Raw genomic sequence first — 26,810 nt, forward strand, 5'->3', positions numbered from 1 at the left:
GATTCCCCCTGCGCGAGAATGACACAAATATTCCAAATATTATAGTCAAAACATGATTTTGCCCTGATAAACAAGAAGGCTTCAATGGCAGTTTGATAAGAACTGCATTATACTCATTATTTTATATTTTTTGGTGCAAAATGAATAAAGAGTTATTGTTAGGTGTTAATATTGACCATATAGCAACGATAAGACAAGCGCGTGGCACTCGTTATCCTGATCCTGTACAGGCAGCAATGGATGCTGAGGAAGCCGGAGCGGATGGGATTACATTACATATGAGAGAGGACTTGCGCCATATTCAGGCGCGCGATGTGAGACTAATTAAGCAAGTGCTACAAACACGTATGAACCTTGAACTGGCAGTTACTGAAGCTATGCTTGATTTTGCAGAAGAAATTTCTCCGGAGCATACTTGTTTAGTGCCCGAAAAACGTGAAGAATTAACTACAGAGGGTGGATTAGATATTCTAACTCACCAGAAAGCTGTGGAAAGGGCCGTTCGCCGCTTACAGCTAATGGGAAGTGAAGTATCTCTATTCATTGATCCTGATAAGGAGCAAATAAAAGCAGCTGTTGATGTTGGAGCGCCAGTCATCGAGTTGCACACTGGTTGTTATGCTGATGCCACTTCAGAGGAGAAGCGACATTATGAATTACAACGAATCAAAGAGGCGGCTGAATTTGCTGCCGGCTTGAATTTGGTAGTGAATGCGGGTCATGGGTTGCATTACCATAATGTGAAACCTATTGCAGCGATTAATGAATTAAATGAACTTAACATTGGACATGCCATTATTGCCAGGGCCTTATTTTGTGGATTAAAAGAGGCAGTAAGACACATGCGCCAATTAATGCAGGAAGCGAGACTTTATGTCAACGACTGACGTGATCGTCATCCGTATCACTGGTGACTCTGGTGACGGGGTACAATTGGTAGGTGAACAATTAACCATTAGTGCTGCATTGACAGGGCGTGATGTGCGTACTATGCCTGATTTCCCGGCAGAAATCCGGGCTCCTGCTGGTACAGTGGCAGGAGTTTCAGGATTTCAGTTGGCAATGGCTGAAAGAGCAATTTTTACAGCAGGAGAGTCACTGGATGTTTTGGTGGCTTTAAATCCGGCGGCATTAAAAAATTCTCTTCAGCACCTGAATCAGGGTGGACTGTTGATTATTAATGAGGACAGTTTTCAGGAAAGAGATTGGCAGAAAGCAGGTATTGATAAGAGTTTTTTGGATAATTGCCGTGAATATTATCATGTTGTTGCTTTCCCGTTAGTTACTCAAACTACCCAGTCAGTTGAATCCATTGATCTTACAAAACCACAGGCTACCAAAGCCAAGAACTTTTATATTTTAGGTTTGGTTTTATGGTTATTTGATTTACCTACAGATACTTGTCGGGCTTTTATTGCCAAAAAATTCAAAGCAAATCAATCCATAGCCAAGGCGAATGAATTGGCTTTACTGGCCGGATATAATTATGCAATGACACTGGAGCTTTCTCGTCGAGATTACATGTTGGGAGAAGTTAACAGACATAAAGGCGATTACAGGCAAATCACAGGAGTTGAAGCAGTAGGTTTGGCACTGGCTACTTTGGCGACCCAAACTCAAACTCCTATGTTGGTATCTGGCTATCCCATAACACCTGCTTCTGCTATTTTGCATGAATGTGCCCGATTATCAGATTATGGCGTTCAACTAATACAGGCTGAAGATGAAATTGCCGCTATTTGCTCTTGTATAGGTGCGGCGTATGGTGGTCGTTTGGCTTTGACTTGTACTTCAGGGCCGGGACTTGATTTAAAATGTGAAAGTCTTGGTTTGGCAGTAGTGACTGAGCTGCCTTTGGTCTTAGTGGATGTGCAAAGAGCAGGTGCTTCAACTGGATTACCCACTAAAACCAGCCAGAGCGATTTAAGGCAGGCTTTATATGGTCGCCATGGAGAAGCTCCTTTACCAGTTATTGCTGCCCAATCTCCCTCTGATTGTTTTAATATAATTATTGAAGCATTTAGAATCGCTATTAAGTACATGACTCCGGTTATCGTATTACTTGATGCGTATTTAGCTAATGCTGCTGAACCGTGGGAAATTCCTGCTTTGGATTCCCTCAATATGCCAAAGCTGGAGTTTAATCGTTTTGACAAGCCGTATCATAGAGATGATCTCTTAAGCCGAAGTTGGAATGTTCCAGGAACTACGGGTTTTATACATCAAATTGGAGGCTTGGAAAAACAAGGCGATGAAGGACGCGTTAGTTATGATGCCGAGAATCATCAAAAAATGGTGACTATACGTGCGGAAAAAATAAAGGGTATTGCAAGAGAGTATCCTGCTTTGGTTGTTGATGGCGATGCGAATGCTTCCATGCTGGTTATTGGTTGGGGTAGTACTTTTGGTAGTTTAAAGTCTGCCGTACAGCAATGCATCGAACAAGGATTACCAGTTGCTTACCTGCATCTGCGCCATCTTAATCCTTTACCCCATGACTTGGGTTCTTTATTGAAAGAATATGACAAGGTATTGGTTGCAGAATTGAATTCTGGCCAATTATGCCAGTTAATCAGAGCAAATTATCTGATAGATGCGCAATCGATTAGTCAGTGCAATGGCCAACCATTTGGTGTGAATCATTTGGTAAGTGCCATTAAAGCGGAAGCCAATTATGAACAACAATTATAAGCGAGAAGACTTTGTTAATGCGACAGAAGTTCGTTGGTGCCCTGGGTGCGGTGATTATGCCATTTTGGCTGCCTTGCAAAGGGTACTTCCTGAATTAGGATTGCCACCTGAGCAACATGTGTTTGTTTCAGGAATAGGATGCGCTGGCAGACTTCCTTACTATATGAATACTTATGGATTTCATACCATTCATGGTAGAGCAACGGCTGTGGCCACTGGATTAAAGGCTATGCGGGATGATTTATGCGTTTGGGTCATCACAGGCGATGGAGATGCCCTGAGTATCGGTGGTAATCATTTGCTGCATATTTTAAGACGTAATGTGAACGTCAATATTCTTCTGTTTAATAATCAAGTGTATGGCTTAACGAAAGGACAATTTTCTCCAACTTCTCAAAAAGGTCAGGTGACTAAAACATCGCCAAAAGGAGTCACAAGTGAGCCAATTAATCCGATGATGATAGCATTGGCGGCAGGAGCCAGTTTTGTTGCTCGAGCGGTGGACAAAGATCCCGGTCATTTAGGTTCTGTGCTTAAAAAGGCTTATGAGCATCAAGGATGTTCCTTTGTTGAAATCTATCAGGATTGTAATATTTTTAATCATGGTGCTTTCGATGATTTTGCTGTTAAAAGTAATCGAGCAGTAAACACGATAATATTAGAAGAGGGGCAACCTTTAGTATTTGGCGCCCAAAAGGAAAAAGCATTACAGTTACACAATCAGCAATTTGATCGAGTTTCAACAGATGAGAAAGCACTTTATAAACACGATTCAAGCAGTTTAATCAATGCCATGTGTTTGGCACGATTGACCTTCCCTGAGTATCCCGTTCCTTTAGGGGTTTATTATCAAAATACGCGTGAGCTTTTTACCTTATACCAGGAAGTGAAGAAAAAGCCTGATGATTTGTCAGAACTTTTCAGAGCAAAGGCAAGCTGGAAGCAGGATTAGGGTATAAACCCGCTCTTCATTTATATTGAAGCGAGCAGTGGTTAATAAAATTATCAAGCATAGTAGATGCGATACTAAATGACATGGATGGTCGTCCTGGCAGATTGTCATAGCGATACCATCCAGCCTCTTCTATTTCATTTTTGTCTATTATAATTTCCCCGGACTCATATTCCGCCATAAATGCTATCATTAAAGAATCCGGAAAAGGCCAAGGTTGTGAACCAAAATAAGATAAATTTTTTATTTTTATACCAACCTCTTCCGCTACCTCTCGATGTACGGCTTCCTCAATGTTTTCCCCTGTTTCTACAAATCCGGCAATAAGGCCATAGATGCCTGGTAAAAAATGAGGGTTTCTTGCCATGAGCAGATAGTCTTCTCTATGAATAAGGACAATGATGGATGGTGAGATGCGTGGAAAAAAACTTAGATCGCATATTGAGCAGACTCGTTCAAAAACGAAGATTTTATGTAAAGTGGGAGATCCACATCGCCCACAATACTGATGATTCTTATCCCAGTTAATAATTGAATACGCTTTAACACCTCCACCATATCTATTGCTATCCATCAATGATAATGCTTTACGTATTGGAACAGGATTCAGTAAATTGCTAATATTAGTCTTTTCGCTAATTTCAGCGCAAAAGTATTCTGTATTTTCAAATACCCCCTAGTTTAAATTGTCTTAGAAAATAGGGGACTATAGCAGCGATATCAGCCTCAATAGGAAGGGAATTATTGGAGTTTAATAGTATTTCATTGTCTTGAATGATAATCCAATTAGAATGATTCTCATGAGATGGATTCATAGAGTTCTCTTTAATATACCTATGGGCACTTCAATAATATTCAGGACTTACGAAAAAATCCAATCTCTTCGTTAAAAAGGTTTTTAATTTAGTCATTTAGTTTATCTAAACTCCCTCATTAAAAATCTTTTTTGCCTCGATTTTGGAGTCTTTCGCGAGTCCTGATATTGTGACCCTTTTTGCAATATTACTCTAATTAAATCTGGATTTAATTTACAGTATTATTACTTATGCCAGTTCAGGGTAAAAATTAATCACCCAAACCAAAACCGAGCCGCGACCATTAGGGAGCGGATGTGGATTGAAAGTAAGCCCAGTCCATATATAATACACGTACCTTTAATCGCCTATTTCTCAAGTTTGCCAACCCAATTGAATCCTTATTTAATTGAGTTAACTAAAAAAACTGATATTCAAATTGCCAGTAAAGTGCGATCTTTCAAGGGATTAATAGTGAATGTTTTCGGAAGACTGATTTAGCACTTTTTCTTATGCTGAACAAGTATAATCCGCTTCCTCACGGTCGCGGCTCGGATTTAGTTTAATTGTTTAATTTTGATCTGAATTATACTGGAAGATTATAGTGAAAATTTTTCCCTTTTTTCATTTCTATTAATTATTTCTCTGGATTTAACGACAGGGTTTTCCTGACATAATCCAAAGAAACTAAACGATGGTAATCGTCTCATGTTGATGGCTTGAGATAAATCACTTTTGGGATTGGATAATAGGGCACCAACATCAGAGTCTTCTTTTAACGCTTGCATTAAACAATCAAGGATGCGATTCAGTTTTCTGCTGCTATTCATCCAGTAAGGGTTAAAACTTTTGCTGCCTCGCTCTAGTCGATCAATCACATTGAGTAATCCTTTATGTTCTTCAAAGTGCTTTTTTATTAAGCGTATTTTTTTATTTGTATCAAGATGTTCTGGATTTGATTCAAATTTATCTCTTTTATTTTTTGACAGAGTATTATTAGTTCGGGTTTCCTGTGGAAGAGGATGTGGTTCTTGTTTCGGTGTATGCGTCAATTGACTTTGAGTCTCTAATTCTATATTCAATTTATTGATTAGCTCGTTGAGCGTACCAAATAATTCGATGTCTTGATTGACAAAGGCATATTGCAATAAATACATAAGGGTTGATATTTTGGGGGGGACAGTGTCTTGTAGTTCATGTACCTTGGTGCCCGATAAAATAGCTGCATAATGACAAAACTGACTTATGTTACAAATCTGACGTAAATAAGATTCAGATTCGGGCTGTCTCGATTTACCTTGAATAAATTCAAACTGGTATTTTGTATGATCTCCCAAGGACTGTAAAAAAAGTTCTATTTGTTGTTTAAAGGCCAACGGGTCTTCATCAGTAGCACCTCGGGTGTCATTGATGGCATAGATGGTTTTCGTAGTTCTATCCAACATTAAAAAATATTGATGCCCGCCTCCTAAATCAGTATTTTGAATATCTGATGATGAGTGAAGAGTTTTTGATACACCACGAATATTAAAGGCTACTTGATTTTTGTTTAATAATTTATGTTTTAGAGACAGTACAATAACGTTTGTGTTTACTGAGTCTGAAAGGCTTCTATCTACTGCTGCCAAAATATCCTTTTCTTCTAAACTTTCAGGGCTTCTTAACCACAATTGCATTTTTAAAATCGGATGCAATTCAACAAGGTATCCACCAGAAGTCAGGGGTGTTCCTTCGGAATCGACAGTAATTAATTTGTGATCCAGAGGTTTTTGTTGGTTTTTTAAACATTTTATCATGGCATTGCGTAATTCCTGATATTCTTCAGGAAACAGCATGCTCCATTGGTTTGCCAAAACGTGCTCTTCAAGAAATTGAGCAAATAATTTTTGTTGCTCCAACGGATTGCTTACGGTTTTGGTTCTCAAAGGGATATCTCTTATCAAAGGAATTGACGGAGCATGTTGAGGTAAGACTCCCATCCTTTGAAAGAAAATACGATAGGCATTAATTATGGGATTATTGCCGCCAGTACCATCAAAGAAGCCCGGACTAAGCATTTCCAGTTGTTGATTGGTATCAATGATATGATCGTTTACAGTGATGACACCGTCATTCAGCACTTCTATCTTTAAATGCTTATTTAACAGGCTCTCAATTTTTTTGAGATTATCATAAAAACCAGGCATGAAATGGTTTTCCTTACATTATTGGTGGAGGTAGTGTTCTTTATAAAAGGGAAATTATATCACAGCACAGATTAAGGATTTCTTAACCTGATGTTCAGTATGAAATTTTTGTTAGGAATAAAGACCCATTGTGAGTTCTTTAATACAGTTTTGTAAGATCTAAAATGCCTTTCGAAACAAAAATTTAAACAATTAAATCAAATCCGAGCCGCGACCATTAGGGAGCGGATGTGGATTGAAAGTAAGCCCAGTCCATATATAATATGTGTGCTTTTAACTGCGGTATTTCTCAAATTTGTCAACCAATTGAATCCATTATTTAATTGGGCTGACTAAAAAACTGATATTCAAATTGCCATTAAAGTGCGATCTTTCAAGAGATTAATGGGGCATATTTTCGGAAGACTAGCTGTAGCACTTTTTCTTGTGCGAAACAGATATAATCCGCTCCCTAATGGTCGCGGCTCGGATTTGATTTAATTGTTAAATTTTTGCTCTGATTGGCATTAAAGAACTAATGTAATATTGATATTCAATCGTTTCAGGTATTCGCTATATGGTAAACTCCGCTCCTAGAACTTTTACGCTTTGCACTAAAGCAAAATATACAGGATGTACTAGAGCTCCTGTATATCAAACTACTTAAAAAAATCCCGGCATACAGCCGGGACTCAGGTAGAGGAGACGGTATTAATTAGTCGCGACCTGAAAAAGCGCTTAATATGTTCAACAGGCTAATGAATAAGTTATAAATGGAAACAAACAAGCCTATGGTAGCCATGATATAATTGGTTTCTCCTTCATGGATGATTGCACTGGTTTGTAACAGGATTAATCCAGAAGAAATTAATACAAACGCAGCTGAGATTGCTAATTGTAGTGCCGGGATGTGTATAAATATGCCTGCTATCATAGCTAATAAGGCAACCATAACGCCTACAAACAGGAAACCACCCAGGAAACTGAAGTCTTTTTTAGTTGTCAGAGCATAGCCTGATAGAGCAAAAAATATCATACCAGTTCCACCTAAAGCAGTGGCAACAATTTGGGGGCCATTTGAGAAACCAGTAATGTAATAATTAAGTACTGGGCCAATGGTATATCCTAAAAATCCAGTAAAAGCAAAAACACTGACTAGTCCCCAAACACTGTTTCTTAAGGCTTGAGTTAAAAACATTAAACCATAAACGCCAACTATCATAAGTAGTGGGTTCATGGGACGTGCACCACTAATAAAAGAAAAGTAAGCAGTTATCGCGCTAAATATAAATGTTAAGCTTAGTAATAAATAAGTGTTTCGCAATACTTTATTAGTAGCGAGCACTGATTCACTTCGTTGACTAAGTATGGTGATGTCGTTTCTGTTCATTGTTCAGAACTCCCGGTTATTTAATCTTATTGTAGCATATCTATGGTCGAGTTTCCTTTTTTTCAAGCCCTATCGTTTGAAAATTTTGTAATAAAATTTATGTATAGACCTATAGACAAGCTATTATTAAAGCGAAATGGCTTTCGTGTCAATTTTGTTTTGGGTTTCCATAGAACCATATAGTAAGATGAATCAATATAGACAATTTGGGACAAAAGGATGAATCGAGTAGCAGTAGTACAAATGGTATCGTCAGCCAAAGTAGCAGATAACTTGCAACTTGCCGAACAATATTTAATTCAGGCCAAAGAGCAAGGCGCTGAATTAGTTGTGTTACCTGAAAATTTTGCCTTCATGGGAATGAATGAAGTAGACAAGTTACTAATCGCAGAAAATTATGGTCAGGGGCCTATACAACAAAAAATGAGCGAATTAGCGAAAGATTTAGGGGTATGGCTAATTGCGGGAACGATCCCGTTAAAAGGCAAGGGCTCAAAGGTGAGGGCAAGTTGCATAGTTTATGATGATAAAGGTTTAACGGTTGCACGCTATGATAAAATTCATTTATTTGATGTAAGAGTTTCTGAACAGGAAAAACATCAGGAATCATTAACCATAGAAGCTGGTACCGATATAGCGCTTGTTGATACTCCAGTTGGTAAAGTTGGGTTAACAGTGTGTTATGACTTGCGTTTCCCGGAATTATACCAGCACTTAGTGCAAAGAGGTGCACAATTATTTTCAGTGCCATCTGCTTTTACTGCAGTAACAGGGGCTGCACATTGGGACGTTTTAATAAGAGCAAGGGCGATTGAAAATTTGTGTTATGTGCTAGCTCCTAATCAGGGTGGGTTTCATGAGAATGGACGCCATACCTATGGACACAGCATGGTAGTGGAACCCTGGGGCAAAGTATTGGCACAAAAGGAAGAGGGTCAGGGCTTAATATTCGCGGATATTGATTTACAGAGATTGCTCCAATTGAGAAGACAATTTCCGTGTGTTGAACATCATGTATTAATATAAAGGTATATAAATGACGAAATCTCTTGCCATAGCAAAAAATATTTTATTAACACCAGCCTCCCTGGATGAGGCAGGTATAGAAAAATTATTCAAAACGATAGTGAATCGTAATATCGATGATGCTGATCTATATTTCCAAAGTTGTAGTTATGAGTCCTGGTATTTGGAAGATTCAGAAGTTAAAAGTGGTAGTTTTTCATTGGATAAAGGGGTGGGAATAAGAGCCGTTAGTGGTGATAAAACCGGCTTTGCCTATTGTGATGATATATTATTACCTTCCATGCTTCGTGCCGCTGATGCTGCGCGTTCTATTGCTCTCACTGGAGCAAAAAATGTACCAGCTATTAAAATACTAAAAGCCCCGATTAATCGATATGACAATTTGAATCCATTGGAAGGAATGAATAAACAGGAAAAAATTGCGTTATTGGAAGCGATTGATAAGGAAGCTCGTAGTCTTGATCCCAGAGTTATCCAGGTTAATGCCTCTTTAAGTGGCTGTTATGAAGTGGTTATGGTTGCCAATATGACAGGACAAATGATGGCTGATGTCAGACCTTTGGTTAGTATTAATGTAAGTGTTATCGTTGAAGATAAGCAGGGCAGAAGAGAGTCTGCTCGATCAGGTGGGGGTGGACGAGTACCTTACTCCTATTTTACCGAGAAAGAAAATGCATTGAGTTATGCACGTGAAGCGGTGCGAGAAGCAATAACCAATTTGGAAGCGGAACCAGCTCCAGCTGGAACCATGCCAGTTGTTCTTGGTCCCGGTTGGCCAGGGGTATTACTGCATGAAGCCGTTGGACATGGCTTGGAGGGTGATTTTAATCGCAAGGGATTGTCCGCTTTTTCAGGTCGATTAGGTCAGCAGGTTGCTGCTCCAGGAGTTACAGTGGTGGATGATGGTACTCTATTGAATCGACGTGGTTCGCTTACTATTGATGATGAAGGAACCCCTTCTCAGTGCACTACTTTAATTGATAATGGTATTTTAGTGAATTATATGCAGGATAAATTGAATGCCAAACTAATGGGTATGCAGCCAACCGGTAATTGCCGTCGAGAATCTTATGCTCATGTTCCCATGCCAAGAATGACGAATACGTATATGCTGGCTGGTCAATATGATCCTCAAGAAATTATTCGTACAGTGAAAAAAGGATTGTATGCTGTTAATTTTGGAGGAGGACAAGTTGATATTACTTCGGGTCAGTTTGTGTTTTCTGCGAGTGAGGCTTATTTAATCGAAAACGGTAAGGTTACAAAACCTGTTAAGGGAGCTACTTTAATTGGCAATGGTCCTGATGTCATGAAAAAAATAAGCATGATTGGGAATGACTTGGCATTGGATCGGGGGATTGGGGTTTGTGGCAAGGAAGGACAATCAGTTCCCGTTGGAGTAGGGCAGCCTACTTTGAAGATTGATGCTTTGACTGTTGGCGGGACAAAATAAGGGTATATCTGTTTTGTAACTGCGACAGGCTTTGGTTAGTTGTTTCAGCAATTTCTTGGGATTATTTTGATTTTGAATAAATAGAACTCGCCGTTCTCTTCATTCAAACTCAAAATGACACTTGATCATCCCGTTTTCGCTATGCAAAACTGATTCTAAAGCCATTTATTGAAAGCATAGCGGTGAGTAGTATTGTGCACATCAGCAAATCCTCAATAAGGAGTTGTAGTGAAAGGAGTAGGGGCTGTAGGCTTTGACAAAGGAATATCATTATAAGCAATTCCTGAATCAAGCTTCTGGACAAGTTTTGCATATTCTCCTTCTGGAAATTCATGATTTGTTCTAGGGTCAATGAGCTTCCCATCTTCAAATTTTGCAATGAGAATGCCTTTATCTAAAATACCACCATGAGATTGATTTGCAGCTAAGTGTCTAACGAAATCTTCTTCGGCTTCTGGATCTTTAAAATTTATCCAGCCATTTCCATTCTTATCAGCTTTAAAGTTATTTTCATCTTCTTTAAAATCCGGGTTTTTCTCCTTGTATTTTTTAAGCCAATCCTCATAAATTTGATTCGGGCTCTTTTTTCCTTCAAATTTAACACATCGTTCAGATGTTTGGATTGCCACGTTTCTGTGTCGCAACATGTCTTCCTTTGCTATATCTTGCATTAATTTATCTTCTTCTGCACGTTTTTCTATCATTTTTTTTCTATAATATTCAGTTTGTTCTTTTGTCATATTAGAATCCTTTTTAAAAATATTGATTGTTATTTTACCATTTTGTCAAAAAAAAACTATTTTAACCTTTGGTTAATGTGTTAAATAATAGTAAAGTAGTCAAATATCTGTTATTTGATTTAGGTATTTCTAAATGCTTTCGAGCTGAAATTAGATAAATATTTTACTATTTTTGAGAATGGGGTTACTTAAATAGATCATAGAGGTAATATTTGCAAATATTAATGGCTATATACAAGGGGGTGGGCTGAGCTTTATACCTCAATAACCCATGGGTGACCAACAATTACATTGTTGGAAAATTGGACTCCAGTAATTAATCTCCTCTGACAGGTCTCGCTACAAGGACATCGAGTTCACATTCGATACAATACTCCTTTGGTTTTGTGCAAATTGAGCTTGTGATCAATTCCTTATTGTCGCATTATTGTTATTAGTTTTGCCCAACACTTATCCGTGGGCATAATGCTTAAATGCCAACAAACCTTAATATTTGGAGTTATTTTTGATAAATAAATACCCTAAAATTGGCTTGGCCTTAGGAAGTGGTTCAGCACGTGGCTGGGCTCATATTGGTGTCATTAAAACACTTAAGACGTTGGGTGTTACGATTGATTGCGTCGCCGGCTGTTCCATAGGAGCCTTGGTGGGTGCTATTTATGCTTGCGGGACTTTGGATCTTTTTGAGCAATGGGTAGTACAACTTAACAAAAGGGAAATGGCAAAACTCATTGATTTGAATTTTTCAGGCGGTGGGGTTATATCGGGTAGCAAGTTGATGACCTTTTTTAAGGATTTTGGTCTTCAAAAAAACATTGAAGATCTACCATTACCGTTTAGTTCTGTTGCTACAGATTTGAGTACGGGACGTGAGGTATGGCTTAACAAAGGTTCTCTGGAAATGGCTATTCGTTCCTCTATGTCTTTACCAGGTTTATTCACTCCAAAACGATATAAGGATTGTTGGTTGGTTGATGGAGGTTTGGTTAATCCTGTTCCCATTACATTATGTCGAGCTATGGGAGCTGATATGGTAATCGCTGTTAATTTAAATCATGATTTATTGCGAATGGCTCCTAATCTAACAGAACAACCAGGTTTTTTTTCTGCGCTTTCAGGCCAGTTTGATAAGTTAATAAAAAGAATCATGGGAATTAGTGATGGTCCTGGGTATTATGATGTATTGACCAGAAGTATCAAAATAATGCAGGACCGGATCACTCGGGCAAGAGCGGCAGGAGATCCCGCTGATTTGACTTTGGTTCCTCAATTGAGAAGTATTATGCTTTATGATTTTCATAAAGCAAAGGAAGCAATTCAAGAGGGAGAAAGTTGTGTTTTGCGAGAAAAATTTAATATTTCACAACTGGTTGGTCTAGAATAACAATTAAAAGAGCTTAAGGATAAGCTATGCCAAATGAATCGAATGCCAATTCATTATTTCAATTATTATTGAAAAATGAAAAAGACGCTGCTGAACGTGTGTATTTAAGACAGCCCAGAAATGGAGTCTGGTATGAATATACCTGGGCTGAAGTGATGCTGCAAGCACGAAAAGTAGCTGGTTTTTTACACCAGTTAGGCCTAAAAAAAGGCGACCATATTTCTATTATCTCTAAAAATTGTGCTGAGTGGTTTATCACCGATTTTGGAATCCATCTTGCAGGAATGGTTAATGTGCCCTTGTTTGCCAATCAAAATGAGGATAGTGCTCATTATGTTTTAAAGCATGGGGATGTTAAGTTGGTTTTTGTTGGTAAATTGGATGATCACCAGCGAGTTAGACAATTTATTCCCAATAGTTATCGCACAATCGGCTTTGATTACCATAAAGATTTGCAAGTAGATCATACCTGGTCAGATGTTTTGGAGAGTGAGCCACTCACTAACCTGGTAGAGCCAGAACCTGATGGCTTGTATACCATTATTTATTCATCCGGTACAACCGGAGCGCCAAAAGGAGCAATGTATACCAATCAATCCATAGCGAATTATTTAAGTGTTTTCCCTAAGGATTTGCTTAGAATCAGGGACTTGGAACATTACAAATTAATTTCATATCTTCCTTTGGCTCATGTATATGAACGTTCTGCAATTCAACTGAGCAGTGTTTCTATTAACGCCACAGTATCTTTTGTTGAGAGTTTGGATAAATTTGCAGAGAATTTAAGGGAAATACAGCCTACCTTTTTTACTGCTGTTCCCCGCATTTGGGGCGTGTTTAAGCAAAAAATTGAACAAAAATTACCCCCATCCAAATTAAATTTTTTATTAAAAATTCCTTTTGTATCTGGCTTAATCAAAAAGAAGATCATTCACAGCTTAGGATTAAACGAGTGTACTAATTGCTTTTGTGGTGCTTCTCATCTTCCTGTATCTATTATGGATTTTTTTGAGAAACTGGGCATTTTTATTCAGGAAGGATATGGTCAAACCGAGAATCTGGCTTATGCAACCTTGTCTATGTTGAATGATAGAAAACGAGGCTATGTAGGTACACCAAGATTGGAAGTTGAGATAAAAGTTGGTGAGGATAAAGAACTGCTGATGAAATGCCCTTGTTTAATGTCAGGGTATTATAAAAATGAACAAGCTACCAAAAACGCATTTACTTCAGAAGGATGGTTGCGAACCGGGGATGTGGTTGATGTTGACAATGAGGACAGAGTAAAAATATTGGGCAGACTTTCTGAAAACTTTAAAAATCAGACCGGAGAGTTCATTGCTCCTTCGCCGATAGAAAAATTATTTTCTGCTAACCAAATGATAGAACAACTCTGTTTGGTCGGAAGAGAATTACCTAGTAACGTATTATTAGTTACTTTAAATGAAGGAGTGCGATTGGGTATGCCAAAAGAGGAAGTAAATCAATCATTGCAGGATATTTTAAAACAAGTTAATTCGAAGTTAACAAAATATGAAAAGGTAAGCCATATCCTTATTTTAAAAGACATTTGGACGACAGAGAATGATAAATTAACCCCCACCCTGAAAGTGAAAAGGAGAGTTGTTGAAGAGGCTTATGCTCATTTAATCCAGGAGGCATTACAACAGCATCAGTCCATTATTTGGGAGTGAAATTATTCTTAATGAGATAATTTGCTTAACAAGGAACTGATTTCAAAAATGCGCTCCTCAGATGAAGCACTGTCTAAAGTAAAGCGTAGTCGTTGAGGTCCTTCCATTTGATAGCGTTTGGCATGGACTTGTATCAGATTAATCAATACGGCTGGGTCTATGGAAGGTTTTTCAGTAAAATCCAGTTTTCCTTGTTGGGCACTAGCGCTGATTTTTTGAATTCCCAGTTGTTCAGCCTTCAATTTTAATTCAGTGATTAAAAATAAATGTTTGACTGGTTGCGGAAGTAAACCAAAGCGGTCTATGAGTTCGATTTGCAGCTCTTTTAATTGTTGGCTGGTTTTGGCGTTTGCGATTCTTTTGTACATAATTAGTCTATTGTGTATATCCCCTATGTAATCTTCAGGAATAATGGCACTAATTCTCAAATCAATTTCTGGTCCTTGATGCATGGGGGCAGATAATTCAGGTGTTTTTCCGGCTTTTAAATCGTTCACTGCACGATCGAGCATTTCCATAAATAAATTAAATCCTACCGCATGCATGTTACCGCTTTGTTCCTCGCCCAAGAGTTCTCCGGCACCGCGAATTTCCAGATCATGAGTTGCAAGAGTGAAGCCGGCTCCAAGATCTTCGAGGGAAACAATAGCTTCAAGTCGCTTAACAGCATCGGGAGTTAATAATTTTTCATTAGGAGTTAATAAATAGGCATAGGCTTGGTGATGAGAACGTCCTACACGACCACGTAATTGATGCAATTGGGCTAATCCAAATTTATCTGCTCGATCGATAATAATGGTATTGGCTGTAGGAATGTCTATTCCTGTTTCAATAATTGTTGTGCAAACCAGTACATTAAATCGATGATGATAAAAATCAGACATAATGTGTTCCAATTGCCTTTCTCGCATTTGTCCATGTGCCGTTTGAATTTTTGCTTCAGGCACTAAAGATTGCAGATCTTGGCAAATTCTATCTATAGTTTGTACATTATTATGAAGATAAAATACTTGCCCTCCTCTTAAAATTTCACGAAGTATTGCTTCTCGTATTGTGAGGTCATTTTTTTCTTGCCAGAATGTTTTAATTGCCAAGCGCTTGGCAGGCGGAGTTGCAATCAAAGAAATATCCCTGATTCCTGCCATTGCCATGTTTAAGGTTCTTGGGATTGGAGTGGCGGTCATGGATAAAATATCAACATGGGTACGTAGAGATTTAATATGTTCTTTTTGCTTTACTCCAAACCGATGCTCTTCATCAATAATTAATAAGCCCAGATTTTTGAATGCAATATTATTCTGGAATAATTTATGGGTGCCTATTACGATATCTACCTGGCCTGACTGTAATGAAGCAAGAACTGCTTCGGATTCCTTATTGCTACGAAAACGGGATAAGAGTTCAATATTAATTGGAAAATCTGCAAATCTATCGCGAAATGATTCAAAATGTTGTCCTGCCAAGAGAGTAGTTGGAGCAAGAATACATACTTGCTTCCCATTTTGTACTGCCACAAATGCGGCTCTCATTGCCACTTCAGTTTTTCCAAATCCCACATCACCACAAATTAATCGATCCATAGGTCTTGATGACTGCATATCTTTAATAATTTGTTCGATGGCTTGTTCCTGATCCGGGGTTTCAGTAAATGGGAAACCACTGGCAAATTTTATGTATTCGGATTGATTAAAGTCATATTGATGGCCTGGTTGGGCTTCTCTTTTAGCATAGAGATCCAGCAATTCAATAGCCACATCATGAATTTTCTCAGCAGCTTTCTTTTTTTCTCTTTGCCATTGATCAGAGCCTAGTTTGTGTAATGGGGCATGTTCGCTGTCGACACCAGTATACCGGCTTATCATATGCAGAGAGGTGACTGGTACGTAAATTTTGTCATCTCCAGCATAAGCAAGAACCAGGAATTCGCTTTGAGTATCATTGGTGCTGATATACTGCAAACCTTGATAACGTCCTACCCCGAATTGAAGATGAACAACCGGGGCTCCTAATCTCAGTTCGGCCATGTCGCGAATAATTAAATCAGGATCAACAGATTTTTGAGTGCTTCGTCGTTGAGGTGTACTTTGTTCACCAAATAATTGTGATTCAACAATCAAAGCAATTTGCTGGTCAACTAGTTCACAACCATAAATCAATGGTCCAGTGGTGATATTGATTGATGCATCATCATTGATAAAGTCTGCCCAGGAATTTTGTACTTTCGCAACAATGTGGCTTGGTTTCAAAAGATCCAGTAATACTTCACGACGACCTGCACTTTCGACAACAATCAGATAACGACGACTTGTATCTGAACAGTAATGATGCAATTGACCCAGAGGTTCAATACTTTTCCTGTCAATCGGTAATTGAGGTGCTTTGGTAATATTAAAATTTAATGCGCCTTTTTTTTCTGAAGGTTTATGGTACAGACGCAATTGTTCATAAGTATTCGCTTTAGTTAATAAGTCAGTGGGACGAATAAAGCAGCTTTCTGGAGATAAAATGGGGCGGCTGATATCATGGCGGCGTTGTTCAAAGCGTTCACATAATTCTTGCCAGAATTCTTCGGCTTTCTCTTGAATTTCTTCAATTAAACAGATTTTGGCACTTGTTGGCAGATAATCAAAAAATGTAACCGTTTTATCAAAAAATAAAGGGAGGTAATATTCAATACCTGAAGGGAATTGTCCATTACTGATGGCTTCGTAAATTGGGCAGTGACTGGGATTACCTGGAAAATACTCTCTGAAGGAGCGCCTGAATTGCAGCTGACTTTGTTCATTTAATGGGAACTCGCGAGCTGGTAATACATTGATTTGATTTATTTTTTCTATTGTGCGTTGTGTTTCCGGATCAAATTCCCTAAGACTTTCAATTTCATCATCAAATAGCTCAATACGAAAGGGAAAACCACTACCCATGGGATACACATCAATAATGGATCCGCGTATAGCGTATTCGCCATGCTCAAGTACTTTATTGACACAGTGATAACCAGCTTGCTGCAATTGATTTCTAAACGCATTGAGGTCAAGCTTTTGGCCTTCTTTGAGCATTAGGGCGTATTGATTTAAAAATTCTGGTGGAGAAAGTCTATGCATTAACGTACTGGCTGAGGAGATGATTATCCCATTTGTAATTTGTTGGATTCTGCTTAGAGCATAGAGTCTTTCTGAGATAATGTCTTGATGAGGAGAAAATTGATCATAAGGTAAGGTTTCCCAATCCGGGAAAAATAATAATTCCTGGCTTGGTTTGTCAGGGCTAAGAAAAAAATGTAATTCGTTTTGTAACTGGCTGGCACTCAGATTGTCTTGCGTAATGAGTAATTTAATTCCAGGGGTTTGTTGGCAATATTCTGCTAGCGCGAGTGCCAGGCTACTACCATAGAGTGTTCCCCAAATTTGTTTGTTTTTTGTGGGTTGGTAAAGTAGCGTTTTTGTGTTCATTGGAATTTATGATCAAAACTGAAAACTGCATAGTATACCGTTAAATTAACGTGAGTTCGATATAAAAGGAAAGAAAATGCCTTTTATATCGAGTTCACATTAAATTAGGTATTCTTAAGTTAGATTTATTCTGGGTCAACTAATTCTAATTTGGCTACGTCCGGCTCATCCAACTCGATGTCAACTGATTCGATTTTTTGGAATCGGGAAGTAATTTTTTTTGCAGAGGTATTAACCTCATTAACATCTTGATGGGCCAGGTCAATATGTTTGGATAATTTATCCATTCTTTTTTCAAAGCGTTGAAAATCATTAGCCAAAGCATGGAGATGCTTCTGAATGATATGGACCTGCTTGCGAGTCGCATCGTCTTTAAGTACTGCCCTGGCAGTAGTGAGTACGGCCATTAACGTACTAGGTGATACCAGCCAGACTTTTAATCTTTGAGACATCGCAATTAAATCGGGGTAATTGGCATGAATTTCAGCAAATATAGATTCAGCAGGAATAAACATCATAGCGCCATCAGTTGTTTCGTTTGGAATGATATATTTTTCCGCTATGTCTTTAATATGCTTTTGAATGTCTTGACGAAATTGTTGTTGTAATGATTTTCGATCGCTTGATAAAGCATCGGTATTAATTAATCTTTGATAAGTTTCTAAAGGAAATTTAGCATCTATTACTACGTTTCCAGTGGGCTCGGGTAAAAACAAAATACAATCGGCGCGCTTTTGGTTGCTGAGAGTATACTGCATTTGGTAATTCATACTTGGAAGCATATTACTAATGAGCGTGGATAATTGTACTTCGCCAAAAGCACCGCGAGCTTTTTTATCTACCAAAACGTCTTGAAGGCTTACGACATGATTAGAGAGCTCGGTGATTTTTTTTTGTGCTTCATCAATGATAGTTAACCGTTTGACCACATCAATGAACGTAGAGGAGGTTTTCTCAAAACCTTCAGTCAATTTATGATTAACCTGCTGGGTTAATGTGTGTAAGTGATTGCGAATTTCCTCAGTAAGCAATTGCAAGTGTGAAGTAAGAGAGCTTGCATGGTGTTTAAAGCTATGGTTCATTTGTTCTCTGACATCAGTCATCTGTTTTTGTACGGCATCGCTAATGAGTTGTTGGGTAGTCAGTTGGCCTTGGGCTATTTTTTCATTAATATGTTGTTGGCTGATTTGATAAGATTGACTTAAATCGATATGCAACTGGTGAAGTTGTGCGCTTAACATTTGCTGTGTTTTTTCGCCAATCTGTTCACTAAGTTTTTTTTGCTGATTTTGTTTTTTTAAAAACCATATGAGTAATAAGAATTGAAGGGCGATAGCCAAGGCTATGCCCTCGAGCAAAGTAATAGAAGAAAATAATGTCATTCATTAATCCACTAATTGGCTAAGCTTGACAGATTGGTTGTATTGATAAACAGTTTTCAACTGACCGTAATCTATCAAACGTAAATAGCCTAAATAAAGGCTATCCTCTGACAATTGATTGGAATTGTCAAAGGTAAATTGAATGACGTGTTTACCTGGTTCAAGCCATTGTGCTCTTTGAGAGGTTTGGATAGGTCTTGCCTCACCTTTACCATTTTTTTGAAACAAAACGCTTTGCAAAGCATACCTACTTGCAGTAGCAACGTCGACAGTGGCAACAAAAGTCAATGGTTTAGAGGATAATTTTTTAACATTCATAAGACTGGCAGATGGAATAGAGTAAGAAAAAGCGGTATGACCAGATCTTCTGATGATTTCTTGCCCATACTCAGTTTGAACATCGGTTTCCAAATACCAATTTTCACCATGATCATTTAATTCAGAATCCAAAGTGGCGGTTCCTTCAAACTCATTGGATTTTATCTTGGTTAGTTTTAGAGGGACTACCTGACCTTGAGGGCCTACGAGTCGAGCATCAATGTCATTGACATCGTACTCAGTGATGTCATTATGAAGAGAAATAGAAGCTGTTAACTTATCACCATATTGATAGTGAAGTGAATCGGTTTCAACTTGCAAGTAGGTGATAGAAAATTTATCCAGTACATTAACCATATAAGTATCTGAATTTTTCGCATTAATGTTTTTGCTTTTTAGCAGGAATTTTCCATAGCCAAGATCAGGTTTTATCTGCAGCATAATCTGATGCTTTGTAATAGCTAAAGGATGATTACCGAATGCTTCATCCTGGTTATACAAGGAGGAAGCTTCTTTTACGGTCAGGAGTTGATTACCCGGCGTTTTAATAAGTAATTCTGGAATCGATTTATTCTGCAAAGGAGTAATTCGAACTACAGCGCCTGGTGCCTGGGTGGAAATAATAATTCCATGCTGTAATTGTTCCAGGGAAATACGCTCTTTATATCCATAACTTCTACGAACATTACTAATGTTATGATTTAATGGTTCATTCGCAATTTCCCATTTATCGTGAAGATTTTCACGAGATAATTGGCCGCAGCTATCACATTCATAAGATTTGGTGGGTTGTCTTGGCAATGTGAACGCATTAGCTTGAGTGATACAAAATGCGGATATCCAAACATACCCAAGATGCTTCAAAATGCGATATTTTAGGCCACATGATTTCTGTGTCCATGTTTTTGGAAAGTACGAGGGATAGCCAGCTCTGTTGCGAGTTTTTTCCAAAAGCATGGGTGGAAAAAGCATCTGCATAAAAGTAGTATTTTGGATCTTATTGAGTATACGGTGAGTAGTTTTCATTTTACAACTCCTTCATTTGCTAAAGCGCTGATAAGTATTTGCTCCAAGCCAAAACAAGAATGACGACTTTGGTTATGGCTTAAAGGCAAGTTGTTGGCTGTTTTATCCATGTCATAGAACCATACTTCTCCAGCTTGAGCTTGTGAATCGCAATCCAGGAAACCGTCAGCACACTGATTAAGATAGAGTTTTGCAATTTTTAGCCCGCTATTTAGCATATAACCGTTGCAATAACTGGATGTTGAAAAAGGTGAGGCATACACGTCAGTACCAACTATGACTTTGAATGGAATAGATAGGGAAGGTCGACCCTGGCTTCCCAAGAGCAATTCATCATTATAGATAAGCATATCACCTACTCGTTGTTGCTTGACAGCATCAGAAAGATAACCCAATAACCAGGCTAAACCCGTTTCAAATACTCCTCCATTTAATACTTCGTCAGCCAGGGGAGTTCCTCCGCTAGAGGGTGCAATAGCAATGACCTGACTGATTTTGCGTTTAAGCGCCATGTAACGACCATCATAAGTCGGGTTTGAAAGAATCCAACGAACGATATTTGCGCCGTCCGAGTGAGTATAGACTGTAAGAGAACTCACCTGTTTATCGTTGATGAATTCCAGAAGTTGATCAGCAACGCAATTGGCAGCGTCTTCATGCCACATATATTGGCTAAAATCACAATGAACTACATAGTGATTTTCCGGCTTGGCCAAGGCTTGGGAGATAGTTTGTATAAAATCAATTTTCCAATACCCTCCATAAGCATCCTCCCTGTGATCTCGTGTACCATGCACAAACGCAATACCTGGGTTGGAATTTGAGTCGTGTTGGGAATGGATTAGGGTTGAGAATAATAAAACGAAAAGAGCGGATAAAATACGTAGAAGTTCCATTTTCAAAATATCTCCTTCAATACAGAGACGTATCTATATCATGGTTCTGACAAAAGATTCAAGATATGGAAAGTACTCATATTTGAAAGAAGCAAAAAAATGATAAACTGTTGTTTTTATTTTGGGATTCTTCATTAATGAGTGATAAAGAGATTAAGGAAAAGATAGAAGCACTTAAGGAGCAAATAAGGAAATATGACTATCATTATTATGTATTGGATGAGCCATTAGTCCCGGATGTGGAATATGATCGATGTTTTAAGTCCTTGCAGCACCTTGAAGAACAGTATCCACAATTTTTATCATCAGATTCCCCAACACAAAGGGTAAGTGGTACTCCTTCCGATGCATTCATGCCTGTCGCCCATATTCAAGCGATGTTGTCCTTATCCAATGTATTTTCCACTGATGAATTAAAAGCCTTCATGAAACGTGCAATTGAGAAGTTGGATGAACCAAATCAAAAACTGGTATTTGCTTGTGAACCAAAGCTTGATGGATTAGCAGTGAACATCACTTATGAAGAAGGGCTTTTGACTCATGCAGCAACCCGTGGAGATGGTGCTGTAGGAGAAAATATTACGGCCAATATCAAAACTATTGCTTCGGTTCCCTTAAAGTTGAGAACAAATAATCCTCCAAAATTGATCGAAATACGAGGCGAAGTTTATATACCAAAAGCAGATTTTGAGGACTACAATGCAAAAGCCAGAGAGAAAGGCGAAAAAACATTTGCAAACCCTCGTAATGCGGCTGCAGGTAGTCTAAGACAATTAAATCCGGAGGTTTCTGCCAGCCGCCCGCTAGCTATTTATTGTTATGGTATTGGAGCTTGTGAGGGTTATAAGTTACCTAATAGCCATTTGGAGCAATTAAATTTATTAAGAGAATTTGGATTTAGAGTATCTTCTGAAACTAAAAAAGCAGTTGGGATAGAAGGGTGCCTGGACTATTACCAACACATGTTAGCCAAGAGGAGCCAATTACCATTTGAAATCGATGGGGTTGTTTATAAAATTGATAGCATTTCTTTACAACAGCAATTAGGCTATGTTTCTCGTGCCCCCAGATTTGCTTGTGCACATAAATTCCCTGCTAGCGAGGAAATGACCCATTTATTAGCAGTGGATTTCCAAGTAGGTAGAACCGGTGCGGTGACTCCTGTGGCACGATTGGAGCCGGTCAGCGTTGGTGGTGTTACTGTCAGTAATGCAACTCTGCATAATTTGGATGAAATTACCCGGAAAGACATTCGTATTGGTGACACAGTTATTATTCGTCGTGCTGGTGATGTCATTCCTGAAGTGGTTTCTGTCGTTTTGGAAAAACGTCCTGAAAATGCCAGGAAGATTGAGCTCCCTAAACATTGCCCAGTTTGTGGTTCCGATGTGATAAGAGAAGAAGATGAGGCTATCGCACGTTGCGTTGGTGGTTTATATTGTAAAGCACAATTAAAACGAATGATGTGGCATTTTGCGTCGCGAAAAGCAATGTACATTGAGGGACTCGGCAGTGTGTTAATCGAGCAGTTGGTCGATGATGGAATTGTTCATCATTTAGCTGATTTGTATGAACTGGACTTACAAATTTTAGCTAATTTGCCCAGAATGGGAGAGAAATCAGCAAAAAACTTATTATCCGCTTTGGAAAAAAGTAAAAAAACGACTTTTAATCGCTTTTTATATGCTTTGGGAATCAGAGAAATCGGGGAAGCAGGAGCAAGGGTTTTAGCAGAGCATTACTCTGATGTTGAGAGTTTAAAGGCAGCAACCATTGACGAATTAATGACTCTGAATGACATCGGTCCCGTGGCTGCTTTTAATATAGTCCATTTCTTTGCTCAACCTCATAATCTTGAAGTAATTCAACGCCTTCTTGAAATGGGTGTTCATTGGCCCAAGCCTGAAAAAAAACAGATCAACCAACAAAATCCCTTTTTTGCTAAAACAGTGGTATTGACTGGGACTCTGAACAGTATGGGGAGAGAGGAGGCAAAAGCAAAATTATTGGCTTTGGGGGCGAAAGTGAGCGGAAGTGTTTCTTCTAAAACAGATTATGTGGTTGCTGGAAGTGAAGCCGGTTCAAAGCTGGTCAAAGCGACAGAACTGGGAGTGGCTGTTATGGAGGAAGAAGAGTTTTTAAAACAGATCAATACGTGAGTAGCCAGATCTTTGTCATTTGGTTTATGATGAATATCAATAAAACAAGTTAAGCATGTAATTTGATCCTGCAATATTCACTAAATAGCACGAGGGAAGTCAGTGCGGCGATATTTACTAATTCGATTCATAGTATTTTTAATACCCTGTTGGGTCAATTTGGCTTACAGTAGTTCCTGGGTATTAAATAACCCTTACCCTCAAAGTGAGGCTAATGAAAATATTTATTATTCTTCTTTTAACGAACAGCCAAAAACCCTGGATCCGGCGCGGTCCTACTCTTCTAATGAGTATCTTTTTATAGCCCAGATCTATGAGCCTCTTCTGGAGTATGATTACTTCAAAAGACCTTATGAACTAATGCCATTGACTGCTACTCAGTTGCCCAAGATTCAATATTTGGACACCAAAGGGAATCTTATCCCGGCCGGGGAAAGTACAAAACCTGCCTATAGTGTTTATACCATTCAGATAAAAAAGGGAATTTTATATCAACCGCACCCCGCTTTAGCCAAGAAAAAAGATGGTTCTTACCGATATCATCACTTGTCCGAAGATTATCTTGATGAGCACGATATTAATCAGTTATCAGATTTTAAATATACAGGAACCAGAGAGCTAGTCATTGATGATTATATCTATCAAATTAAAAGATTGGCTAACCCAGCGGTTAGTTCTTCAATATATGGGTTAATGAGTAACTATATCCTTGGATTTAAGGAATATGGGAATACCCTGCCCAGGGCTTTAATTGAAAATAATGCCTTTATTGATTTGCGAAAATACCCCTTAAAGGGGGTTAAAAAAATAGATAATTATACTTTTGAGATAACACTCAAAGGACAATATACCCAGTTTTTATTTTGGTTAGCCATGCCATTTTTTGCTCCAGTCCCATGGGAAGCTGATTTGTTTTATTCCCAACAAGGAATGGATGATAAAAATTTATCATTTGGTTGGTACCCTATAGGCACAGGTCCCTTTATGCTGACTAAAAATAATCCAAATAGAAATATGGTATTGGAGAAAAATCCGAATTTCAGGGAAATGTACTTTCCTGCAGATGCTTCAGTGGCAGACAGAAGAGCGGGTTATTTAACCAACGAGGGTAAACGCTTACCTTTAATTGATAAGGCTATATATACGCTGGAGAAAGAATCGATACCTCGATGGAATAAATTCTTACAAGGTTATTATGATATTTCAGGAATAAGTGCTGATAGTTTTGATCAGGCGATTCATATTAATCGTTTTGGGCAAGCCATCCTAAGTCAGGAAATGAAAGATAAAAAAATGTATTTAAGACAAACATTGGAACCATTTATCTTTTATATGGGCTTTAATATGCTGGACAGTGTCGTTGGTGGAAATAGTCAGAGGGCACGCAAATTAAGGCAAGCTATTTCGATTGCAGTGAATTATGATGAGAATATCGCGATATTTTTTAATGGTCGAGGAGTTCCGGCACAAGGTCCGATTCCCCCCGGTATCTTTGGGTACAGAGAAGGCAAAGAAGGTATTAATCCTTATGTTTATCAATGGGTGAACAATGGTATAAAACGAAGATCTTTAGCGGATGCTCAAAAATTAATGGTTGAAGCAGGTTATCCTGGGGGAATTGATCCGAAAACTGGAAAGCCTTTGATTCTTCATTATGATGTGACAACAACAGGTAACCCTGATGATAAATCAAGATTGGATTGGATGCGTAAACAATTCGCAAGTATAGGTATTGATTTGAATATCAGAGCAACGCTTTATAATCGTTTTCAGGAAAAAATGCGAACTGGAAATGCTCAAATATTTAGCTGGGGTTGGAATGCTGACTATCCTGATCCTGAAAATTTTCTTTTTTTGCTGTATAGCAAAAATGGCAAAGTGAAATATGGTGGTGAAAATGCTGCCAATTATCAAAATCAGGAGTTTGATAGACTGTTTGATTTGATGAAAAATCGCGTTAACGATGATAAAAGACAGAAATTGTTAGATAGAATGTTGGCTATTGTCAGGTATGATGCTCCATGGATTTGGGGGATGCACCCTGAGGATTTCGTTCTATCACAAGATTGGGTTTCGAATATTAAAACCAATACGATTTCTCTGAATACATTAAAATATATTTCTATTAATGTCCCTGAGCGTAATAAGTTGCGAATTGCATGGAATCAGCCAATTTTTTGGCCTTTAGGTGTGTTATTTGGATTAGTTATTGCACTGGCATTTCCCTTATTAATTGCCTATCTAAAAAAAGAAAAACAGCCGGCAGAAAGGGTAAAATTAAAATGATCAAATACTTGCTGCGCAGAATTGTATACGCCGTTCCAATTTTATTTGGCATTAATCTGATGACTTTTGCTTTGTTCTTCATGGTTAATTCGCCCGATGATATTGCACGTATGCATTTGGGTAATAAACATGTTGAGCAAAAAGCCATTGATGATTGGAAATCAGTTCATGGCTATGATTTACCCCTGTTTTATAATCCAAAGCAAACTGGTTTTAATCAATTTAGAGACACTTTGTTTTGTCAAAAGTCGCTTATGTTGTTTACTTTTAATTTTGGTGTTTCTGATGCCGGGCGAGACATCAGTCATGATATCACTTACAGAATGTGGCCAAGTCTTGCAATCGCATTGCCCACTTTATTTTTTGCTGTACTGATTAATATATTTTTTGCCATGGCCATGGCTTTTTTCCGTACGACATACCTTGATCTCTCTGGTGTAGTGATATGTATTATCCTTATGTCCATTTCCAGTTTGTTCTACATTATTGGTGGGCAATATGTATTTGGAAAAATATTAAAATTGTTCCCCATATCAGGTTATGATGGTGGGTTGGATGCCTTGAAATTTATATTTTTACCAGTATTAGTGGCAGTTTTAGGGCAGTTGGGGGCTGGCGCGCGCTGGTACAGGACTTTAGTTTTGGAAGAAATACATAAAGATTATGTGAAAACAGCAAGAGCAAAGGGATTATCTGAGCAAAGAGTGTTGTTTAAACATGTATTAAAAAATGCCATGTTACCTATTCTTACCGGGATAGTTGTCATCATTCCTACTCTGTTTATGGGCAGTTTGGTGTTAGAGTCTTTCTTTGGAGTCCCTGGGCTTGGAAGTTATATTATTGATGCAATACAACAACAGGATTTTGCAATTGTAAGAGCAATGGTTTTTCTAGGATCTGTGCTGTATATCATAGGATTGGTTTTGACTGACTTTTCTTACCTTCTCGTTGATCCGAGAGTGCGATTGTCATGAGATGAAGCCAGGGAGTGTGTGACTAAAA

The 26,810-nt window shown here is 38.3% G+C and carries 19 protein-coding genes; 10 read left to right on the top strand and 9 right to left on the bottom strand.

The genetic code is table 11. The features are described from left to right. Nucleotides 1–140 precede the first annotated feature (140 nt). The 3 genes from pdxJ to ACZ5EK_RS04985 are packed head-to-tail and all read left to right on the top strand — an operon-like array spanning nucleotide 141 to nucleotide 3,643. The gene (pdxJ, locus tag ACZ5EK_RS04975; RefSeq protein WP_464426924.1) at nucleotides 141–887 is read left to right on the top strand and encodes a pyridoxine 5'-phosphate synthase; all 747 of its coding nucleotides are present in this window, start codon (nucleotides 141–143) and stop codon (nucleotides 885–887) included. Then, nucleotides 874–2,691 (top strand): 2-oxoacid:acceptor oxidoreductase subunit alpha, encoded by a 1,818-nt coding sequence (locus ACZ5EK_RS04980; protein ID WP_464431719.1) that lies wholly within the window; start codon nucleotides 874–876, stop codon nucleotides 2,689–2,691. Before pdxJ ends, ACZ5EK_RS04980 begins: the two co-directional genes overlap by 14 nt. Next, complete coding sequence (locus ACZ5EK_RS04985; protein ID WP_464431721.1) at nucleotides 2,675–3,643, top strand: 2-oxoacid:ferredoxin oxidoreductase subunit beta; 969 nt, start codon at nucleotides 2,675–2,677, stop codon at nucleotides 3,641–3,643. Before ACZ5EK_RS04980 ends, ACZ5EK_RS04985 begins: the two co-directional genes overlap by 17 nt. 16 nt (nucleotides 3,644–3,659) lie before the next feature. Here ACZ5EK_RS04985 and nudC read toward each other — a convergent pair whose 3' ends face one another. The 4 genes from nudC to ACZ5EK_RS05005 form a co-directional block, all read right to left on the bottom strand. Continuing rightward, on the bottom strand, nucleotides 3,660–4,283 hold the full coding sequence (nudC, locus tag ACZ5EK_RS04990) for an NAD(+) diphosphatase (protein ID WP_464432460.1): 624 nt from the start codon (nucleotides 4,281–4,283) through the stop codon (nucleotides 3,660–3,662). A 25-nt stretch (nucleotides 4,284–4,308) separates the two neighbouring features. Continuing rightward, the gene (locus ACZ5EK_RS04995; RefSeq protein ID WP_464431723.1) at nucleotides 4,309–4,458 is read right to left on the bottom strand and encodes a hypothetical protein; all 150 of its coding nucleotides are present in this window, start codon (nucleotides 4,456–4,458) and stop codon (nucleotides 4,309–4,311) included. 578 nt (nucleotides 4,459–5,036) lie between these two features. Continuing rightward, nucleotides 5,037–6,623: a hypothetical protein gene (locus tag ACZ5EK_RS05000; protein WP_464431724.1), complete on the bottom strand. Its 1,587-nt coding sequence runs from the start codon at nucleotides 6,621–6,623 to the stop codon at nucleotides 5,037–5,039. Between the two features lie 694 nt (nucleotides 6,624–7,317). After that, nucleotides 7,318–7,992 (bottom strand): Bax inhibitor-1/YccA family protein, encoded by a 675-nt coding sequence (locus tag ACZ5EK_RS05005; protein WP_464431727.1) that lies wholly within the window; start codon nucleotides 7,990–7,992, stop codon nucleotides 7,318–7,320. 219 nt (nucleotides 7,993–8,211) lie between these two features. On the opposite strand from ACZ5EK_RS05005, the gene ACZ5EK_RS05010 reads away from it, so the two are divergent. Beyond that, nucleotides 8,212–9,018 carry a carbon-nitrogen hydrolase family protein gene (locus tag ACZ5EK_RS05010; RefSeq protein ID WP_464431728.1) on the top strand — a complete coding sequence of 269 codons (807 nt, stop codon included), beginning with the start codon at nucleotides 8,212–8,214 and terminating at the stop codon, nucleotides 9,016–9,018. 10 nt (nucleotides 9,019–9,028) lie between these two features. After that, complete coding sequence (tldD, locus tag ACZ5EK_RS05015) at nucleotides 9,029–10,471, top strand: metalloprotease TldD (RefSeq protein WP_464431730.1); 1,443 nt, start codon at nucleotides 9,029–9,031, stop codon at nucleotides 10,469–10,471. Nucleotides 10,472–10,683: 212 nt separating this feature from the next. On the opposite strand, the gene ACZ5EK_RS05020 is transcribed toward tldD, so the two are convergent. Continuing rightward, the gene (locus tag ACZ5EK_RS05020) at nucleotides 10,684–11,211 is read right to left on the bottom strand and encodes a hypothetical protein (protein ID WP_464431731.1); all 528 of its coding nucleotides are present in this window, start codon (nucleotides 11,209–11,211) and stop codon (nucleotides 10,684–10,686) included. 505 nt (nucleotides 11,212–11,716) lie between these two features. On the opposite strand from ACZ5EK_RS05020, the gene rssA reads away from it, so the two are divergent. Together rssA and ACZ5EK_RS05030 are read left to right on the top strand one after the other, a co-directional pair. Next, on the top strand, nucleotides 11,717–12,595 hold the full coding sequence (gene rssA, locus ACZ5EK_RS05025; RefSeq protein WP_464431732.1) for a patatin-like phospholipase RssA: 879 nt from the start codon (nucleotides 11,717–11,719) through the stop codon (nucleotides 12,593–12,595). 26 nt (nucleotides 12,596–12,621) lie between these two features. Beyond that, entirely contained in the window at nucleotides 12,622–14,289 is a 1,668-nt protein-coding gene (locus ACZ5EK_RS05030) for an AMP-binding protein (RefSeq protein ID WP_464431733.1), read from the top strand. A gap of 8 nt (nucleotides 14,290–14,297) precedes the next feature. Here ACZ5EK_RS05030 and mfd read toward each other — a convergent pair whose 3' ends face one another. The 4 genes from mfd to ACZ5EK_RS05050 all read right to left on the bottom strand — a co-directional run bounded on the left by mfd (nucleotide 14,298) and on the right by ACZ5EK_RS05050 (nucleotide 21,363). Then, entirely contained in the window at nucleotides 14,298–17,741 is a 3,444-nt protein-coding gene (gene mfd, locus ACZ5EK_RS05035; protein ID WP_464431734.1) for a transcription-repair coupling factor, read from the bottom strand. 125 nt (nucleotides 17,742–17,866) lie between these two features. Beyond that, nucleotides 17,867–19,123: a DNA recombination protein RmuC gene (locus tag ACZ5EK_RS05040; protein ID WP_464431735.1), complete on the bottom strand. Its 1,257-nt coding sequence runs from the start codon at nucleotides 19,121–19,123 to the stop codon at nucleotides 17,867–17,869. A gap of 3 nt (nucleotides 19,124–19,126) precedes the next feature. After that, complete coding sequence (locus ACZ5EK_RS05045) at nucleotides 19,127–20,467, bottom strand: DUF4785 domain-containing protein (RefSeq protein WP_464431736.1); 1,341 nt, start codon at nucleotides 20,465–20,467, stop codon at nucleotides 19,127–19,129. Then, on the bottom strand, nucleotides 20,464–21,363 hold the full coding sequence (locus ACZ5EK_RS05050; protein WP_464431738.1) for a hypothetical protein: 900 nt from the start codon (nucleotides 21,361–21,363) through the stop codon (nucleotides 20,464–20,466). The genes ACZ5EK_RS05045 and ACZ5EK_RS05050 overlap by 4 nt, the downstream gene beginning before the upstream one ends. A gap of 137 nt (nucleotides 21,364–21,500) precedes the next feature. Between ACZ5EK_RS05050 and ligA the strand changes: the two genes are divergently transcribed. The 3 genes from ligA to ACZ5EK_RS05065 all read left to right on the top strand — a co-directional run bounded on the left by ligA (nucleotide 21,501) and on the right by ACZ5EK_RS05065 (nucleotide 26,782). Further along, nucleotides 21,501–23,522, top strand: coding sequence for an NAD-dependent DNA ligase LigA (ligA, locus tag ACZ5EK_RS05055; protein WP_464431741.1), 2,022 nt, complete (start codon nucleotides 21,501–21,503; stop codon nucleotides 23,520–23,522). Between the two features lie 360 nt (nucleotides 23,523–23,882). Then, a complete protein-coding gene (locus ACZ5EK_RS05060) occupies nucleotides 23,883–25,808 on the top strand; it encodes an ABC transporter substrate-binding protein (RefSeq protein WP_464432461.1) in 1,926 nt (641 codons plus the stop codon). After that, nucleotides 25,805–26,782: an ABC transporter permease gene (locus tag ACZ5EK_RS05065; RefSeq protein WP_464431742.1), complete on the top strand. Its 978-nt coding sequence runs from the start codon at nucleotides 25,805–25,807 to the stop codon at nucleotides 26,780–26,782. Before ACZ5EK_RS05060 ends, ACZ5EK_RS05065 begins: the two co-directional genes overlap by 4 nt. The last annotated feature ends 28 nt before the right edge of the window (nucleotides 26,783–26,810 follow it).

The sequence above is a fragment of the Legionella sp. JM-2024 genome (assembly GCF_055389095.1).

What these genes read in the sequence shown, in the direction of transcription:
- pdxJ (WP_464426924.1), top strand. Translation starts at nt 141, where the DNA reads ATGAATAAAGAGTTATTGTTAGGTGTTAATATTGACCATATAGCAACG.
- ACZ5EK_RS04980 (WP_464431719.1), top strand. Translation starts at nt 874, where the DNA reads ATGTCAACGACTGACGTGATCGTCATCCGTATCACTGGTGACTCTGGT.
- ACZ5EK_RS04985 (WP_464431721.1), top strand. Translation starts at nt 2,675, where the DNA reads ATGAACAACAATTATAAGCGAGAAGACTTTGTTAATGCGACAGAAGTT.
- ACZ5EK_RS04995 (WP_464431723.1), bottom strand. Translation starts at nt 4,458, where the DNA reads ATGAATCCATCTCATGAGAATCATTCTAATTGGATTATCATTCAAGAC.
- ACZ5EK_RS05000 (WP_464431724.1), bottom strand. Translation starts at nt 6,623, where the DNA reads ATGCCTGGTTTTTATGATAATCTCAAAAAAATTGAGAGCCTGTTAAAT.
- ACZ5EK_RS05005 (WP_464431727.1), bottom strand. Translation starts at nt 7,992, where the DNA reads ATGAACAGAAACGACATCACCATACTTAGTCAACGAAGTGAATCAGTG.
- ACZ5EK_RS05010 (WP_464431728.1), top strand. Translation starts at nt 8,212, where the DNA reads ATGAATCGAGTAGCAGTAGTACAAATGGTATCGTCAGCCAAAGTAGCA.
- tldD (WP_464431730.1), top strand. Translation starts at nt 9,029, where the DNA reads ATGACGAAATCTCTTGCCATAGCAAAAAATATTTTATTAACACCAGCC.
- ACZ5EK_RS05020 (WP_464431731.1), bottom strand. Translation starts at nt 11,211, where the DNA reads ATGACAAAAGAACAAACTGAATATTATAGAAAAAAAATGATAGAAAAA.
- ACZ5EK_RS05030 (WP_464431733.1), top strand. Translation starts at nt 12,622, where the DNA reads ATGCCAAATGAATCGAATGCCAATTCATTATTTCAATTATTATTGAAA.
- mfd (WP_464431734.1), bottom strand. Translation starts at nt 17,741, where the DNA reads ATGAACACAAAAACGCTACTTTACCAACCCACAAAAAACAAACAAATT.
- ACZ5EK_RS05040 (WP_464431735.1), bottom strand. Translation starts at nt 19,123, where the DNA reads ATGACATTATTTTCTTCTATTACTTTGCTCGAGGGCATAGCCTTGGCT.
- ACZ5EK_RS05045 (WP_464431736.1), bottom strand. Translation starts at nt 20,467, where the DNA reads ATGAAAACTACTCACCGTATACTCAATAAGATCCAAAATACTACTTTT.
- ACZ5EK_RS05050 (WP_464431738.1), bottom strand. Translation starts at nt 21,363, where the DNA reads ATGGAACTTCTACGTATTTTATCCGCTCTTTTCGTTTTATTATTCTCA.
- ligA (WP_464431741.1), top strand. Translation starts at nt 21,501, where the DNA reads ATGAGTGATAAAGAGATTAAGGAAAAGATAGAAGCACTTAAGGAGCAA.
- ACZ5EK_RS05060 (WP_464432461.1), top strand. Translation starts at nt 23,883, where the DNA reads ATGCCATTGACTGCTACTCAGTTGCCCAAGATTCAATATTTGGACACC.
- ACZ5EK_RS05065 (WP_464431742.1), top strand. Translation starts at nt 25,805, where the DNA reads ATGATCAAATACTTGCTGCGCAGAATTGTATACGCCGTTCCAATTTTA.